The organism is Raineyella fluvialis (genome assembly GCF_009646095.1).
GTDB classification, from domain to species: Bacteria; Actinomycetota; Actinomycetes; order Propionibacteriales; family Propionibacteriaceae; genus Raineyella; species Raineyella fluvialis.
This window is the reverse complement of sequence record NZ_CP045725.1, coordinates 976,105-991,149: the sequence shown is the minus strand read 5'-3', so window position 1 is coordinate 991,149 and position 15,045 is coordinate 976,105. Positions and strand designations below refer to the sequence as shown.

The 15,045-nt window shown below is 70.2% G+C and carries 15 protein-coding genes; 9 read left to right on the top strand and 6 right to left on the bottom strand.

Translation table 11 applies throughout. From position 1 onward, the window contains the following. Nucleotides 1–196 precede the first annotated feature (196 nt). The 3 genes from solA to Rai3103_RS04530 are packed head-to-tail and all read right to left on the bottom strand — an operon-like array spanning nt 197 to nt 4,062. Entirely contained in the window at nt 197–1,360 is a 1,164-nt protein-coding gene (gene solA, locus Rai3103_RS04540; protein ID WP_153571581.1) for an N-methyl-L-tryptophan oxidase, read from the bottom strand. Further along, nucleotides 1,357–2,562, bottom strand: coding sequence for an ornithine cyclodeaminase family protein (locus Rai3103_RS04535; RefSeq protein WP_228489166.1), 1,206 nt, complete (start codon nt 2,560–2,562; stop codon nt 1,357–1,359). Before Rai3103_RS04535 ends, solA begins: the two co-directional genes overlap by 4 nt. Nucleotides 2,563–2,604: 42 nt before the next feature. Further along, nucleotides 2,605–4,062 carry an APC family permease gene (locus Rai3103_RS04530; RefSeq protein WP_153571580.1) on the bottom strand — a complete coding sequence of 486 codons (1,458 nt, stop codon included), beginning with the start codon at nt 4,060–4,062 and terminating at the stop codon, nt 2,605–2,607. 154 nt (nt 4,063–4,216) lie between these two features. Between Rai3103_RS04530 and Rai3103_RS04525 the strand changes: the two genes are divergently transcribed. Beyond that, on the top strand, nt 4,217–5,680 hold the full coding sequence (locus tag Rai3103_RS04525) for an APC family permease (RefSeq protein ID WP_153571579.1): 1,464 nt from the start codon (nt 4,217–4,219) through the stop codon (nt 5,678–5,680). Then, complete coding sequence (locus Rai3103_RS04520; protein ID WP_153571578.1) at nt 5,677–5,976, top strand: helix-turn-helix domain-containing protein; 300 nt, start codon at nt 5,677–5,679, stop codon at nt 5,974–5,976. The genes Rai3103_RS04525 and Rai3103_RS04520 overlap by 4 nt, the downstream gene beginning before the upstream one ends. On the opposite strand, the gene Rai3103_RS04515 is transcribed toward Rai3103_RS04520, so the two are convergent. Beyond that, nucleotides 5,952–7,019: a fatty acid desaturase family protein gene (locus tag Rai3103_RS04515; RefSeq protein ID WP_153571577.1), complete on the bottom strand. Its 1,068-nt coding sequence runs from the start codon at nt 7,017–7,019 to the stop codon at nt 5,952–5,954. The two genes, Rai3103_RS04520 and Rai3103_RS04515, sit on opposite strands and share 25 nt — an antisense overlap. A gap of 168 nt (nt 7,020–7,187) precedes the next feature. Here Rai3103_RS04515 and Rai3103_RS04510 point away from each other — a divergent pair, with 168 nt between their 5' ends. Genes Rai3103_RS04510 through Rai3103_RS04500 form a run of 3 tightly spaced genes read left to right on the top strand, consistent with a single transcriptional unit; the run spans nt 7,188 to nt 9,036 of the window. Continuing rightward, nucleotides 7,188–8,189, top strand: coding sequence for a sensor histidine kinase (locus tag Rai3103_RS04510; protein WP_153571576.1), 1,002 nt, complete (start codon nt 7,188–7,190; stop codon nt 8,187–8,189). Beyond that, nucleotides 8,138–8,446 (top strand): sensor histidine kinase, encoded by a 309-nt coding sequence (locus tag Rai3103_RS04505; protein WP_194793265.1) that lies wholly within the window; start codon nt 8,138–8,140, stop codon nt 8,444–8,446. Before Rai3103_RS04510 ends, Rai3103_RS04505 begins: the two co-directional genes overlap by 52 nt. Then, on the top strand, nt 8,398–9,036 hold the full coding sequence (locus Rai3103_RS04500) for a response regulator (RefSeq protein ID WP_153571574.1): 639 nt from the start codon (nt 8,398–8,400) through the stop codon (nt 9,034–9,036). The genes Rai3103_RS04505 and Rai3103_RS04500 overlap by 49 nt, the downstream gene beginning before the upstream one ends. A gap of 43 nt (nt 9,037–9,079) precedes the next feature. Here the strand turns inward: Rai3103_RS04500 and Rai3103_RS04495 are convergent, their stop codons facing one another. Both Rai3103_RS04495 and Rai3103_RS04490 read right to left on the bottom strand, forming a co-directional pair. After that, entirely contained in the window at nt 9,080–9,919 is an 840-nt protein-coding gene (locus tag Rai3103_RS04495; RefSeq protein WP_153571573.1) for an alpha/beta fold hydrolase, read from the bottom strand. 32 nt (nt 9,920–9,951) lie between these two features. Continuing rightward, nucleotides 9,952–10,596, bottom strand: a complete 645-nt coding sequence (locus tag Rai3103_RS04490; protein WP_194793264.1) for a GntR family transcriptional regulator — start codon at nt 10,594–10,596, stop codon at nt 9,952–9,954. Between the two features lie 196 nt (nt 10,597–10,792). On the opposite strand from Rai3103_RS04490, the gene Rai3103_RS04485 reads away from it, so the two are divergent. From Rai3103_RS04485 to Rai3103_RS04470, 4 genes are all read left to right on the top strand, one after another. Beyond that, nucleotides 10,793–12,184 carry an MFS transporter gene (locus tag Rai3103_RS04485; protein WP_194793263.1) on the top strand — a complete coding sequence of 464 codons (1,392 nt, stop codon included), beginning with the start codon at nt 10,793–10,795 and terminating at the stop codon, nt 12,182–12,184. Nucleotides 12,185–12,189: 5 nt separating this feature from the next. Then, nucleotides 12,190–13,104 carry a transketolase gene (locus tag Rai3103_RS04480; protein ID WP_153571571.1) on the top strand — a complete coding sequence of 305 codons (915 nt, stop codon included), beginning with the start codon at nt 12,190–12,192 and terminating at the stop codon, nt 13,102–13,104. Nucleotides 13,105–13,106: 2 nt separating this feature from the next. Continuing rightward, on the top strand, nt 13,107–14,111 hold the full coding sequence (locus Rai3103_RS04475) for a transketolase family protein (RefSeq protein ID WP_153571570.1): 1,005 nt from the start codon (nt 13,107–13,109) through the stop codon (nt 14,109–14,111). A 146-nt stretch (nt 14,112–14,257) separates the two neighbouring features. Beyond that, on the top strand, nt 14,258–15,034 hold the full coding sequence (locus tag Rai3103_RS04470) for an SDR family NAD(P)-dependent oxidoreductase (RefSeq protein ID WP_153571569.1): 777 nt from the start codon (nt 14,258–14,260) through the stop codon (nt 15,032–15,034). Nucleotides 15,035–15,045: the final 11 nt, after the last annotated feature.

Here is a 15,045-nt window from a genome sequence, read left to right as displayed (position 1 = left end):
CCCGCTGCCGTTATGTGGTCCGCGAGGTACTTGACCATCCGCGAGGAGCCCGACCGGGGCGGTTGATCGGTGGGGCACATCGTCCGCGGGCGTCTCGGCTGCCTGGCCCCGAGGGGGGCGGCCCACCAGTGCCGCCCCCGATCATGGCCCCCGCTCATGCCCCACCCTCCGTCATGCCCGCGGACCCGGGCGGACCTCAGGCCGCCACCCCCGCCCGGTCCAGGTGACCGGCCAGCGTGAACATCGGATGCTGCAGAGCGGAGGCGCCCTGCGTCGCCAGTTCGGCTACCACCCGCCCGTACACCGGGGCGAACTTGAACCCGTTGCCGGACATGCCGGTCGCGACCACGATGTGTCCGGCGCCGACCCGATCGATCACCGGTACGTGGTCCGGCGACACCGAGTCGTGGTGCACCGACCAGCGGACGGGATCCGGGACGAGGTCGGGGATCATCCGCTGGGCCCACTCCCCGGCCCAGGCCAGTTGTTCGGGACTGATCGTCGCCGGCACCTGGGAGGGATGGTCCAGCGGCGGCCACATCAGGTGGGGACACATCTTGATGCTGTACCCGTCCAGGCTCGGCGCGCCGAAGGCATGCACGCCGTCGAGGTCCCGCATGAACACCGGGAATCTCTCCGGGGTGAACAGCTCGAGGTGGCGGGGCATGAACCAGGTCAGGGCGTACGCCTCGACATGGATCAGCGAGCGGAGTTCGGGCAGCACCCGGGTGGTCCACGACCCGGCCGTCACCACGACCCGCCGTGCCCGGATCGTGCCCGTGCTGGTGGACACCGTCACCCCGTCACCGTCCTCAGCCAGGCCGAGTACTTCCGTGTGGTAGCGGACCTCCGCACCCCTGGCGACGGCCCGCTCAGTGGCGCTCATCACCGCCAGCTCCGGGCGCAGCCCGCCCCCCAGCTCGTCGAGGATGCCGATGTCCCCGGGGCGTACGGCGAACTGCGGGTACGTCGCCGCCAGCTCTGCCGCGTCGAGCACCCGGTGCGGCAGGTCGTACTCCCTGATGGCGGCCAGGGTGGACGCGAGGTCCTCATGCCCCTCCGGGCCGATGCTGAGCGCGCCGACCGGCAGCAGAAGCCGCCGTCCGGACTCCGCCTCGAGCTCCTGCCACAGCCGGCGGGACTCCAGGAGGGCCGGGATGTAGATCCGGCCCTCCTTGGCCGCCGCACGGTAGAGCCGCGACTCGCCGCTGAACGAGCCGTAGGTGTGGGCGGGGCCGAACTGCTCGATCCCCAGCACCCGCAGCCCCGGCACCTGGCTCAACTGCCACAGCGCCATCGACCCCATCGTGCCCACGCCGACGACCACGACATCGACGGCCGTGATGTCCTCGCCGTTCATGCCAGCTCCGGGGCGTCCCAGAGGCGCAGCGGCGTGCCGATGCCGAGCTCGACGGCCCGGTGGTAGACGGTGGTGCCCCAGGCCACGTCCTCGACCGGCATCCCGCCCACCGACATCAGGACGATCTCCTCGTCGTCGCGGCGGGCCGGCAGCTCGCCGTTGACGATGCGACCGAGGTCCTCCATCTGGTCGCGGGTCATCCGGCCGTCCTCGATCATGTCGGTGAACTTGCACCCGATGATCGGGATGGAGTGGTGGGTCGGCCCGTTCGTCTCTGAGGCCCAGGCCTCGTAGAGGCCGGACGCATCCACCACCTTGCGTACGTCGGCTGCCTCCATGCCCTCGTCGATCTCGCACAGCGAGGGCATCACCAGGAAGGCGCCGGGCTTGACCCACTCGCGCTTCACCAAGGGGTAGGTGCTCGGGTCGCCTTCCTCACCGGAGGTGCAGTAGGTGACGATGTCGGATCCGCGGACGACGTCCTCGAGTTCGTCCACGACGGTGACGGTCGTGATCTGCGGCAGCTCGGCCGCGATCCAGTTCACGAACGCCTCGAGGCTGGCGCGGCCGCGCCCCTTGACCTTGACGGTGTGGATGCCGGGACAGGCGACGAGGAAGGCCCGCAGAGCCGTACGGGCCATCACGCCCGGCCCGGCGATGCCGATGACCTCCGCATCGGGGCGGGCGAGGTAGCGGGCACCGACGCCGGGGACGGCCCCGGTGCGGTAGGCCGACAGCAGGTTGGCCGACATGAACGCCAGCGGGGCGCCGGTGTCGGTGTCGTTGAGGGTGAACATCAGGATCGAGCGGGGCAGGCCCTTGGCCCGGTTGTCGACGTTCGAGCCGTACCACTTCACGCCCGTGGTGCCGAACGAGCCACCCAGGTAGGCCGGCATCGCCATGAAGCGGCGATCTGCCGTGTTCTTCGGCATGGTCGGGAACGGCGACACGTCCGGGAAGGTGACCATCGCTCCGTGCGAGTCGTTGTTCGCACCGGCCATCCGGTAGTCACCGGCCGCCAGCAGCGCGAACATCTCCTCCATGGTGTCGATGCAGGCAGCCATGTCCGTGACGCCGGCGGCGATCATGTCCTGCTCGGACAGATAGCGGAAGTCGATGGTGGGCGAGGGGGCCTCCGTGGCGGGGTCCGTGCTCGTGACCGGGGTGGCGTTCGGGGTGCTGGTCATCAAGGTCGTGCTCATGGGTGCTCCTCTGCGGATCGATGGGGACTGGTGGGTGGAAGGTCAGGCGGAGATGTGCTCGGTGAGGTCGGCGTAGAGCTCCGGCCTACGACGCCGCAGATGGACCGCCTGGGCGTAACCGCCGGCCAGGGCGAGCGGGACGGTGGCGATCAGCGCGGCGGTCAGCACCGGGCCGCCGCCGACCAGGACCGGGAAGTAGGCGACGATCAGCACCGACATCGTGACCAGGCCGATCAGGCCGAGGACCGGCAGCACCCGGGTCTGCCAGACGGAGCCGACGATGTCCCGGTGCCGGGCGAAGAACACCAGCACGGCGAGTGAGGTCATCGCCATCAGGACGACGACGCCCAGCGTGGAGACCCCGGAGAACCAGGTGAAGACGGCGAGCACCGGGTCGAGACCCGCCAACGCCAGACCGATGATGAGGACGGCCGCCGTGATCGTCTGGGCGAGCGAGGACGGCGCCGGGGAGCCGTGCACCGGGTGGACGCCCTTGATGACGGCGGGCAGGGTGCCGGCGTGCGCCATCGAGTGCTGGTAGCGGGCGATGACGTTGTGGAACGACAGCACGCAGGCGAACAGCGACGTCAGCAGCAGGGCGTTGACGATGACCCCACCGATCGGGCCGAGGTAGTGGGCGGTGGTGTTGATCACCATCGCACCGGGATCCTGCGCGGCGACCTCGAGGACCCGGCTCGGGCCCTCGGCCATCACCAGCACCCAGGCGCCGAAGGTGTAGAAGACGCCGATCAGGATGACCGCGGCGTACGTCGCGCGGGGGATCGTCCGTTCGGGATCCTTGGCCTCGTCGCGATAGATGGCGGTCGACTCGAAGCCGATGAAGCCGGCGGCGGCGAACATCAGTCCGACGCCCGGCGCACCCGACGTCATGGCGGCGGGCGAGAAGGGGGCCAGCGAGAGCCCTTCGGCCCCGCCCGTGCCGATCACGACGGCGCCGAGGGCGAGGACGATGAGGATCTCGCCGACGAGGAGGACGCCGAGCACCTTCGAGCTCAGTTCGATGTGCCGGTAGCCGAGGTAGCCGACCAGGGCGACGATGGCCAGCGTGTAGACGCCCCAGGGCAGTGACGGCCCGCCGAGCGAGGTGACGGTGAGGTTGAGGCTGAAGCCCAGGTAGGCGTACACGGCGATCTGGACGGCTGTGTACGTGAGGAGCGCGAGGTAGGCGGCGCCCAGGCCCCAGCGGCGGTTGAGGCCGTAGCCGACGTACGTGAAGAAGGCGCCGGGCTTGGGCACGAGGCGGCTCATCGTGCTCAGCCCGGCGGAGAAGATGAGGAGGACGACGGCGACGGCGGCGAACATCGCCGGGTAGCCGGCGCCGTTGCCGAGGAGGATGCCGAGCGGTGCTCCGCCGGCGATGACGGTGAGAGGGGCTGCGGCGGCGACGACCATGAACACGATCGAGCCGGGCCCGAGGGAACCTGCGAGACGATGATCGGCGGCGGTGGTGGTCGCCGTATCCGGTGCGAGTGATGTCATGGCGACGATGGTGCGGACGCCGTGTTTCAGCGGCTCACCGGTGCGGTGAACCCGGCACGACGTCCAAATGAGACCGGCGCGGATGCGGGGGAGTGTTCCCGGATTCATCCGTACGTAACACCGGGGACATACGGGATTCCTACGCTCCCCGGCCATGAGGAGCCTCCAGGACGAGATCGCGTCCCCGACGCCCGCACCGCAGTTCGCGACGTCATCGCCATTGGCCGGTCTGCGGCGGCGCTCGCTACGCCCGGTCGACGCCCTGGCCGGCTCGATCGCCGCCTCCGCGCCGACAGCGGCCGGCCTCACCCTGCCGCCCCTGTTGCTCCAGCACAGCGGCGCGCAGGCCTGGATCGCGGTGCTGCTCGCGGCCGGACTGGCCCTCGCGATGGCGCTGCTGGTCGGGGTGTTCGCCCGCCGGCTGAGCGGCTCCGGGTCGCTCTACACGTACGTCGCCCAGTCGGTCGACACGTCACGGGCACCGGGGCGGGTGATGACGCTGGCCACGGCGGCCTTCCTGACCGGAGCGTACGGGTTGGTCGGGGTCACCGCCCTGGCGGGAGCAGGGTTCTACGTCGCACGGTTCGCGGCATCCGTGGGCGCGCCGGTGTCACCGCTGGTGCCGGTGGGGACCGTCCTGGCCGTGGGCCTGGGCTGTCTCGGCCTGCTCGTCCGGCGGATCTCGCTCTCCTCCCGGGTGATGCTGGCTGTCGAGGCCGGGGCGTTGGTGGTGCTGCTGGTGCCGGTGCTCGGAGTGCTGCTCGGCGGCTGGGGGCAGGCCGCGGCGACGTCGGCGGCCAGCCCCACCGTGGCGCATCCGGGAGGAGTGGCGGCAGGTGTGATGATCACGGTGGCGGCGTTCATCGGGTTCGACCACGCGTCGTTCGTGGGCGCCGAGACCCGACGGCCGTTGCGGACGATCCCTCGCGTGCTGTCGGCCAGCGTCCTGGTGGTCGCGGTCGTGCAGTTGCTGACGGTGACGGCGGCACTGCGGGCCGGAGCCGGCGCCCTCCAGACGGGCGTCCTCCAGGCGAGCGGGACGTGGTGGACCCCGGCGCTGGCGCTGGCCGGCATCCTGGGCTTCACGGCCTGTGCGCTGGCGTCGCTGACGGCGCTGTCCCGTCTCTTCCTCGTCCTGGCGAAGGACGGCATCCTTCCCGGAGCGGTCGGCCGGATCACGGACCAGGGCAGTCCGGTCACGGCGGTCCTGGTGACGGCCGTGCCGATCCTCGCGCTCACGGCGGGGGCCGTCGCGCTGGCCGGTCCCTGGGCGGTGGTCTCGATCGCCACCTCGGCGGCCGCGTCGGCGTACGTCCTCGCCTACCTGCTCACCGCGGTCGCCGTGCCGCTGTTCCTGCGCCGGATCGGCGAGGTCACCGCCGCCCCCGTGCTGGGGTCGATCGGGACGGCCCTGGGGCTGGCCGCCGTGTGGCTCGGTTTCGTCGCGGGGCCGGTGCAGCCCACCGACCGCTGGGGTGCCTGGATCGGGGTGATCGGGCCGCTCCTGCTGGTGCTGACCGGGTGGGAGATTGTACGGCGCCGGCCGCCGGGGTGGTGGGGCCGCTATGACGTCCCGACGACGCGTGACGTGCTCGGCGGCGAGGAGCCGTCCGTATGAGCCCCGATCCTGACGACGGAGTGGGGCTGCGGGCCCGCCAGCCCCAGGCCGTACGCAACGCGTTCGCCGTCCTGGAGGAGGTGGCCCGCTGCGGTGCCGGCGTCACCGGCACCGAGGTCGCCCGGCACCTGGGGATGCCGAAGGCCACCGCCTACCGGCTGCTGAACATGCTGGTGGAGGACGAGTACCTGGTCCGCGTCCCGGACCTGAGCGGGTTCGCGCTCGGGCGCAAGGTCGCCTGGCTGGTGGCACTCACTGCGGACGCCGACCGTCAGACGAGCCGCTCGGGCCGCTGACCGGTGCCGACCGCGTGCAGGTAGCGCAGGATCTGACCGTACGACTCGGTGACACCGACCTTCACGTACGGCAGGTCGATCTCGTGGCAGTACTCCTCGACGATCGGCTGGGCGTCCTTGAGGTGGGCTCGCGGCATCGACGGGAACAGGTGGTGCTCGACCTGGTAGTTCAGGCCGCCCATGAAGAAGTCGACCACGGGCGAACCGATGATGTTGCGGGAGGTCGGCACCTGCTTCTGCAGGTGGTCGAGCTTCTCGGTGTCGGTGATGTCGAGCATCTCCATGCCCTTGTGGTTCGGGGCGAAGACCGAGGCGAGCATGAAGCCCCAGATGCCTTCGTGGATCGCCAGGAAGGCGAGCGCCTGGAGGGGCGAGAGGAACCAGAGCAGCAGGCCGAAGTAGAGCGCGAAGTGCAGGGTCAGCAGGAGTCCTTCGACCAGCCGGCTGCCACGGGGACGACGGCGCAGCCAGTTGATGCCCTCGACCTGGAGGCCCCAGCCCTGGAAGGTCAGCAGCGGGAAGAACAGGCCGGCCTGGTGACGCGCCATCCACAGACCCAGACCGGTCTTCTTCGCGTGCTGGCGCTCGGACCAGGTGATGATGCCCTCGGCCACGTCGGGATCGAGACCCTCGTGGTTGGGGTTGGCGTGATGCCGGTCATGCTTGTCGTTCCAGTAGCCGAAGCTGACGCCGAGCAGGACGTTCGCGGCGACGAGGCCGACGCGGTGGCTCAGGGAGCGCGGGCCGGGGAGCTGCTTGTGCCCGGCATCATGGGCGACGAAGCTGATCTGTCCCCAGACGATGGCCAGCAGTGGTGCCAGCAGGAGCGCCCACCAGCTGCCCGACAGCAGCACCAGGCCGGCGACGATGGCGGCCGTCGCGACCACGAGCGCGATGCCCGTGACGACGTAGAACCGGGTCGCGCCGCCCATGAGGCCGCTGGATTTGATTCGGTTGATCAGGGGCCGGAAGGTGCTCTGCCCGCTCCGCCGCTGCGTACGCGGCGTCGCCTCGGGCGCCGCAGCTTCCAGGAATGTGGTCATACTCCGAGTCTGGTCCCGGAGGGCGCTGGGGACACTGGTGGCAGAGCCCGAATCCATAGGGGGGCTGGCACCCCTCCACCCCTGCGTACGACGCTCGCCGTAGACGCCGAACGCGACGGCGACCGTGGACGTGCCGCGCGACCGCCGGGACACCGCGACAATGGAGGCGTGAAGCGGCGACTGCAAATGACCCTGGTGGCACTGATCGCCGCGCTGCTCTCCGTGGTCTGTCTCGTTCCGGCGGCCGTGACCCTGGTCAGCCTGCCGCTCACCCTGCTCTGGGTGGGGATCCCGCTGCTGATCGGCGCGACGTGGGTCGGCCGTCGCCTGCTCACCGCGCACCGGTACGGCGCGGGCTATGTGCTCGGCCGGGACGTGCCGCAGCCTTATCGCTCCCAGGCGCAGCACCGCGGCTTCTTCGTGGTCACCCGGGACCTGCTGACGGACGAGGCCACCTGGCGGGATCTGCTCTGGATCGGCGTCAACGTCACGGCCGGTCTCGCCCTCACGCTGCTGCCACTGGTGTTCCTGGTCGGGGGCGTGGCCGCCGCCCTGTTGCCGGCGTTGGCGCTGACGCCGTGGCGGGCGATGGCACCGGGACCCTGGTGGGCCCTCGGATGGGTCGGTTGGCTCTGGGCGGTCGGACTGGTCGCCGCCTGGTGGTACGCCACACCACCGCTGGTCAGGACGTGGGCGGCCATCGCGGCCGGCATGCTCGGCCCCTCACGGACCTCGGTGCTCAACAGCCGGGTGGCGGAGCTGACCACGAGCCGCGCCGACAGCGTCGACTCGGCGGCCCAGGAGATCCGGCGGATCGAGCGTGACCTCCACGACGGGGTCCAGGTGCGGCTGGTGAGCCTGGGGATGACCGTGGGGCTGGCGGAGGAGCTGATCGACTCGCGGCCCGATCGTGCGCGTCAGCTGCTGGCCGAGGCCCAGGGGTCGGTGACGGAGACGTTGCAGGAGCTGAGGCGCCTCGTCCATGGCATCCATCCCCCGTCCTCGCCGACCGCGGGCTCGTCGGGGCGGTCCGCGCGCTGGCGCTCGACCTGCCGTTGGACGTCTCGGTCCGTACGGCCGGGTTCGGTGATGACGAGACGGTCCGCCTGCCTGCGCCGGTGGAGGCCTGTGCCTACTTCGTCATCACGGAGGCCCTCGCCAACGTCGTGAAGCACTCCGGGGCGGCACGGGGAGACATCGCGCTGGAGTTGGGTGCCGGGAGGTTGCGAGCGATCGTCCGCGACGAGGGGTGCGGGGGCGCCTCGCCGGCGGCCGGCAATGGGCTTGTCGGCATGCGCCGGAGGTTGGCCGCCTTCGATGGGACACTGAGCGTGTCCAGCCCCGCCGGGGGGCCGACCGTCGTGACCATGGAGATGCCGTGCGAGCCCTTGTCGCCGAAGACCACGCCCTCCTCCGGGCAGGACTGATCCAGTTGCTCGAGGCGCACGACATCGAGGTCGTGGAGGCGGTCGCCGACGAGCCGTCCCTGGTCCGGGCCCTCGAGCGCCCGGACATCGAGGTCGCGATCCTGGACGTGCGCCTCCCGCCGACCGGCACCGACGAGGGGCTGCGCGCGGCTGTGCAGGCCCGGCGCCGGCGACCCGGGCTGCCGATCCTCGTGCTCAGCCAGTACGTCGAGCAGTTGTACGCCCGGGAGTTGCTCGCCTCGGAGGAGGGGGCGGTCGGCTACCTGCTGAAGGATCGGGTGACGAACGTGCAGCAGTTCATCACGACGGTCCGTCAGGTCGCGGCCGGCGGCACCGTGATGGACCCGGAGGTCGTCACCCAGTTGCTGCGCCGCCGCGGGGCGCCGGTCGCCGCGCTGACGCCGCGGGAACGGGAGGTGCTGGAGCACATGGCGCAGGGCCGCTCGAACGCGGCGATCGGTGACGCCATGTCGATCACCGAGAAAGCGGTCGGCAAGCACATCGCGAACATCTTCGCCAAGCTCGGCCTCCCGGCTTCCGAGGACGACAACCGGCGCGTGCTGGCGGTGCTGGCCTACCTGCAGCGTTGACCTACAGGCAGCGTTGACCTACAGGCAGCGTTGAGGCACCCGCTCAGACCATCGCGTGCTCGCCGAGAAACCCGGTGATGAGCGCGGCGACCTGCGGCGCCCGGTTGAGCATCATCGAGTGGTCCGCGCCGTCGAGCACGACCGTCAACGCATGCGGCAACCACTCGGCCAGAACGGTGTGCACCTCGGCGAACCATGGCCCGCTGCCGCTGCCGCCGAGGGAGAGGACAGGACACTCGATCGTCCGCGCCTGCTCGGCGTCGAATCGCCACGACATCAGCGCCGGGATGTCGTGGTCGAAGAACAGGTCGGCCTCACGCTCGACCGCCGAGACCGATCCGGGGGTGAAGCGCTCAAGGTCCTCACGCCAGGTCGGACCGTCCAACCGGTCCTCGAAGGCCTCCAGCGTCGCCCGGGCGCCGCGCTCGTCCCGCGACTGCAACAGGCTCCGATTGGCCGCCAGGAAGTCCTCCTTGGCGGGCACGAACATCGGTGGTGGCTCGTGCACCGCGAGCGTCGCCACCAGGTCGGGATGGGCGGAGGCCAAGGCGAGGGCTATCGCGCTGCTGTAGGAGGCGCCGATGACGTGGGTGCGCGCGATGCCGAGGGACCGCAGCAGGGCGGCGGCGTCTGCCGCTTCTCCGTCGATCGTGGCAGGCCGCTCCGCGGGGCTGCTGGCCCCGGACCCGCGACGGCCGTACTGGATCACGCGGTAGCGGCCGCTGCCGATGATCAGGCCGGCGAGCGGGGCGAGTTCGTACGGGTTGACCGCGGTGGGGATCACCAGGACGGGCTCGCCGACCCCGCTGACCGTCGCCTCGAGTTCGGCGTCCGCCAAGCGTACGCGGCGCTCCCCGGTGTACGGACCTGCCTCGGTGTCCATGGGATCAGGGTGCCCCACGGGCGCCGACGTCGCTAGGCGTCAGCCTTGTTGTTCCAGACCTCGGCGGCCGCTGCCATGTGCTGGGCGAGTGCGGCCCGTGCCCGGCCGGGATCGCCGGTGCGCATGGCGTCGATAATGGGTTGATGGTGGGCTTTGGTCATCAACGACGTGCCCGACTCGTCAGGCCCGCTGACCACCGCGACCCGCATCAGGTCCTTGATGCTGGTCCACATCCCCAGCAGCGTCGCGTTGCCCGAGAGACGGCACAGCTCCTCGTGGAACCTCAGGTCGACCTCGAACTTCTCGGCGTACGACAAGCCGGCCTCGATCTCGGGCAGGCGGGCCTCGAGGGCGTCGATCATCGCGTCGTGCTCGGGGGAGGCCATGATGGCGACCACGGCATGTCCCTCGAGCGCCGCCCGGACGTCGAACAGTTCGGCGATCTCGGCGCCCGTCAGCCGCCGGACGTGCAGGCTGTTGCGCTCCTCACCCTGAAGGAGGCCGCTGTTGTGGAGCGTACGCATCGCTTCCCGCACCGTCCCACGGCTGACACCGAACTGGGCTGCCAGCTCGACCTCGGCCATCTTCTCGCCGGGCCGGAAGGTGCCGTCGAGGATCGCGGCGCGAAGCTTGTCGACCACCTGCTCGCGCAGTGTCGTGCGGTTGATCGCGGTCACGGACACAACCCCTCACCTCTCCCTTGACGGTGCACATGCTACCAATGACGGCTCGTCGGCCGGTCGGTCGCGGGCTTCTCCCAGGATACGACCAGGAGGTCGAACAACCAACTCTTGACAGGTGACTGTCAACTGTTAACACTTAGTGCAGAGGCGATCACAACGGTGTGTCGCACTGACCAGGAAAGGTGCGGGGATGTCCGCCACCACAACCTTCACGGAACACCGCATGCGCGGCCCGGTGCACGGCACCGGCGACCAGCTCCGCGTGGCCTTCGGATCGACCGCCGGAGCCGTCATCGAGGCCTATGACTTCATCGGATTCGGCACCGCGGCCGCTCTCTACTTCGGCTCGGCCTTCTTCCCGAGCCAGAACCCCCTGATGGGGACGCTGTCCTCCTTCGCCACCCTGGGCGTCGGCTTCGTCGCCCGTCCACTGGGTGGCATCGTCGGTGGCCACCTCGGCGACAAGGTCGGCCGCAAGCCCGTCCTCGTCGCATCGCTGATCGTGATGGGCCTGGCCACCTTCCTGATCGGCTGCCTGCCGACCGTCGCGGCCGTGGGCGTCCTCGCCCCGGTGCTCCTGGTGACGATCCGCATCATCCAAGGCCTTGCGTACGGCGCGGAATGGGGTGGCGCCATCCTGATGACGTACGAACACTCGCCGTGGCTCAAACGGGGCAAGTTCACCGGGATCGTCCAGTCCGGCTTCCCGATCGGCCTGCTGCTGGCCAACCTCGTCTTCCTCGTCTCCGTCGCGCTGCCCGGAGACTGGAAGTGGCGCGTGCCGTTCCTCTTCAGCGCCGTGCTGGTCATCGTCGGCCTGATCATCCGCTCCAAGGTGCCCGAGTCCCCGGTCTTCGACCAGATCAAGGACGCCGGCGAGGTGGTCAAGTCCCCGATCAAGCAGGTCATCGTGGAGGACTGGCGCAACATCCTGCGCGGCATCGGCCTGCGCATCGCCGAGACCGCCGGCTACGCCATCTCCATCACGTTCATGATCAGCTACCTGCACACCGCCAAGATCGCCTCCTCGGCCGAGACCATCCTCGCCCTGTGCATCGCGTCGGCCATCGGCATCGCCGCCACCATCGGCTGGGGTGCCCTCACCGATCGCATCGGTCGCCGGCCGCTCTACCTGTGGGTGACGATCTTCAACGCCGCCTGGGCCGTCCCGATGTTCCTGGTGGTCAACACCAAGGTCTTCCTCGCCGTCGTGATCACTGTCGTGATCAGCTACATCATCAGCCAGAACGCCCTGGCCGGCTCGCAGGGCGCCTGGTTCCCCGAGCTCTTCCAGGCCAACACCCGTTCGTCCGGCGCCTCGTTGGCCTACCAGATCTCGGCGATGATCTCCGGCGTCACGCCCTTCCTCACCACGCTGCTCTACATGAAGTACCAGTGGGCCGGCCCGGCCATCCTCTTCCTCGTCTACTCGCTCATCGGTCTGGTCTCCACGCTCATGACCCGCGAGACCTGGGGACCGAAGGAACGCTGCGCCGCCGAGGACATCAGCGCCCGCACCCCGCTTGACCAGTACCAGCGCGACATCGCCGCCGACCGGCTCGTCCAGAACGTCGAGGAGTGACCACCATGACGACCACCACCGCCACCCGTACGACCACCGACCCTGCCACGATCGATCCGTCCCGACGCGCCCGAGTGGCCGAGGCCGCCTACCAGATCCGGATGGGCGTCCTCGAGCAGGGCGAAGCCCAGGGGGAGGGCTACGTCGGCCAGGCGCTCGGCATCGCCGACGTCCTCGCCGCCGCCTACTGCGACACCCTGCGCTACCGCGCCGAGGATCCCGACTGGGAGGGCCGCGACCGCTTCCTGCTGTCCATCGGCCACTACGCCCTCGCGCTGTACTCGGCTCTGGCGGCCGGCGGGGTGATCCCGCGGGAGGAGCTCCTCTCGTACGCCGCCGACGGGTCGAGGCTGCCGATGTCGGGCATGGCGACCTATACCCCCGGGATGGAGATCTCCGGCGGCTCGCTGGGCCACGGCCTGGGTCAGGCCGTCGGGATGGCTCTGGGCCTGCGCCAGCAGGGCCGTGACGGGCAGCTGGTCTACAACCTGCTCTCCGACGGCGAGCTGAACGAGGGCTCCACCTGGGAGGCCGCGATGTCGGCCTCACACTGGCGGCTCGGCAACCTGATCGCCATCGTCGATCTCAACGGCCTGCAGGCCGACGGGCGGACCGCCCAGATCCTCGGCGGTGAGCCGCAGCACGAGCGGTGGGCCGCCTTCGGCTGGAGCGTGCAGCGGATCGACGGCAACGACCTGGATGCCGTCCTGGCCGCATTCGACACCGCCATCGCGAACGCCACGGTGGAGGGACAGCCCCAGGTGATCCTCTGCGACACCCGGCTCGCCCGCGGCGTCCCGATCCTGGAGGCGAAGGAGAAGCTGCACTTCCTGCGTGTGGCCGCCGAGGAGTGGCCGGTCGCGATGGCGCAGCTCACCGCCGGATATCAGGCCGCCGACTACCAGAACGAGGAGAAGTGACCATGTCGACCACCACCGCAACCGTGACCACTCCGCAGCGGTCCGCCGCCATGATCGCGTCCATCGCGGACGCCGGCGTCCCGACCACCTCGGCCCCCTTCGGCCACGCGTTGAACGCGCTGGCCGCCCGGGACCCGCGGATCGTCGGTCTCACCGCCGACCTCGCCAAGTACACCGACATGCACCTCTTCGCGGCCGAGTACCCGGATCGCTTCTTCGAGATGGGGATGGCCGAGCAGGTGATGATCGGCGCGGCCGCAGGGATGGCCGCCGTCGGGTTGGTCCCGTTCGCGTCGACGTACTCGGTCTTCGCCACCCGGCGGGCGTACGACTTCCTGTGCCTGGACGCCGCCGAGCCCAAGCTCAACGTCAACATCGTCGCGGCACTGCCGGGCCTGACCACCGGCTACGGCCCGTCGCACCAGGCGACCGAGGATGTCGCGATCCTGCGGGGGATGCCGGATCTGACGATCTTCGACCCGGCCGACGCCGTCGATGTGGAGGGCATCGTGCCCGCCGCGGCGGCGATCGAGGGCCCGACGTACACCCGGCTGCTGCGCGGCAAGGTGCCGCGGATCCTCGACCAGTACGACTACACGTTCGAGGTCGGCAAGGCCAAGGTCGTCCGCCCCGGTGATGACGCGGTGATCGTGTCGTCGGGCCTGATGACGATGCGGGCCCTGCTCGCCGCCGAGAAGCTCTCCAGCGAGCACAAGGTCGAGGTCTCGGTCGTGCACTGCGCGACGCTGAAGCCCTTCGACGAGGAGACCGTCGTCGCCGAGCTCGACACGGACCGGGCCGCGTTCACCGCGGAGAACCACACCGTCGTCGGCGGCCTGTTCGAGACGGTCGCCGCCGCGCTGGTCAAGCGCGGCATCGGCAAGAAGGTCGGCGCCATCGGCCTGCCCGATGAGTTCATCGACGCTGGCGCGCTGCCGACGCTGCACGACCGCTACGGGCTGTCCACGGACTCCGTGGTCGCCCGGGTCCTCGCCGGCCTGCACTGATCCGGCGCCGACTCCTCGACGCTGAACCCCCTCCGGCCCGATCACGGGCCATCCCGCCGGGGCGCCCCGGTGTCATCCGAGCGCGCCCCTGTGGGGCCCTACCCCCATATCCAGATCCGCACCACCACACCGAAGGACCAATCATCATGAGCTTCTCCACCGGAATCGGCACCCGCACCGCCGTCGTCACCGGAGCCTCCTCCCTCAAGGGCATCGGCTTCCACACCGCCCTCCGCTTCGCCCAGGAGGGCTGGGCTGTCGCGATGATCGACATCAACGCCGCAGGCCTCGAGCGGGCCGCCGACGCCGTGCGCGAGCAGGTCGCGGACGCGCAGGTCGCCACGTTTGCCTTGGACATCACCGACCCGGCGTCGATCGCGCAGGCCGCCCAGACCATCGCCGACTCCGACCTGCCGCCCGTCGGCAGCCTGTGCAACATCGCCGGTATCCCCAGCCCGGCCTCCTTCCTCGACCTCACCCTCGAGGAATGGAACCGGGTCCACGCCGTCAACCTCACCGGTCCGTTCCTGCTCAGCCAGGCCTTCGTGCCGCAGATGATCGCGGGCGGCTACGGCCGCGTCGTCAACATGTCCTCGGTCACCGCCCAGCATGGCGGCGGCGTCTTCTCCAAGACCTCGTACGCCTCCGCGAAGGCTGGCGTGCTTGGCCTCACGCGCGGCATGGCCCGCGAGCTGGCCCAGTACGGCATCACCGTGAACGCGGTGGCGCCGGGCGTCGTCAGCACCGAGATCCGCGGGAACACCTCGGATCAAGCCGAGCAGGCCCTCGCCGACGCCGTGCCACTGAAGCGCCAGGCCCGCCCCGACGAGATCGCCGACCTGTTCCTGTGGCTGTCGTGCCAGCACTCCGCCTACATCACCGGCATCACCCACAGCATCAACGGCGGCACCTACATCGCCTGACCTCCGGCCCT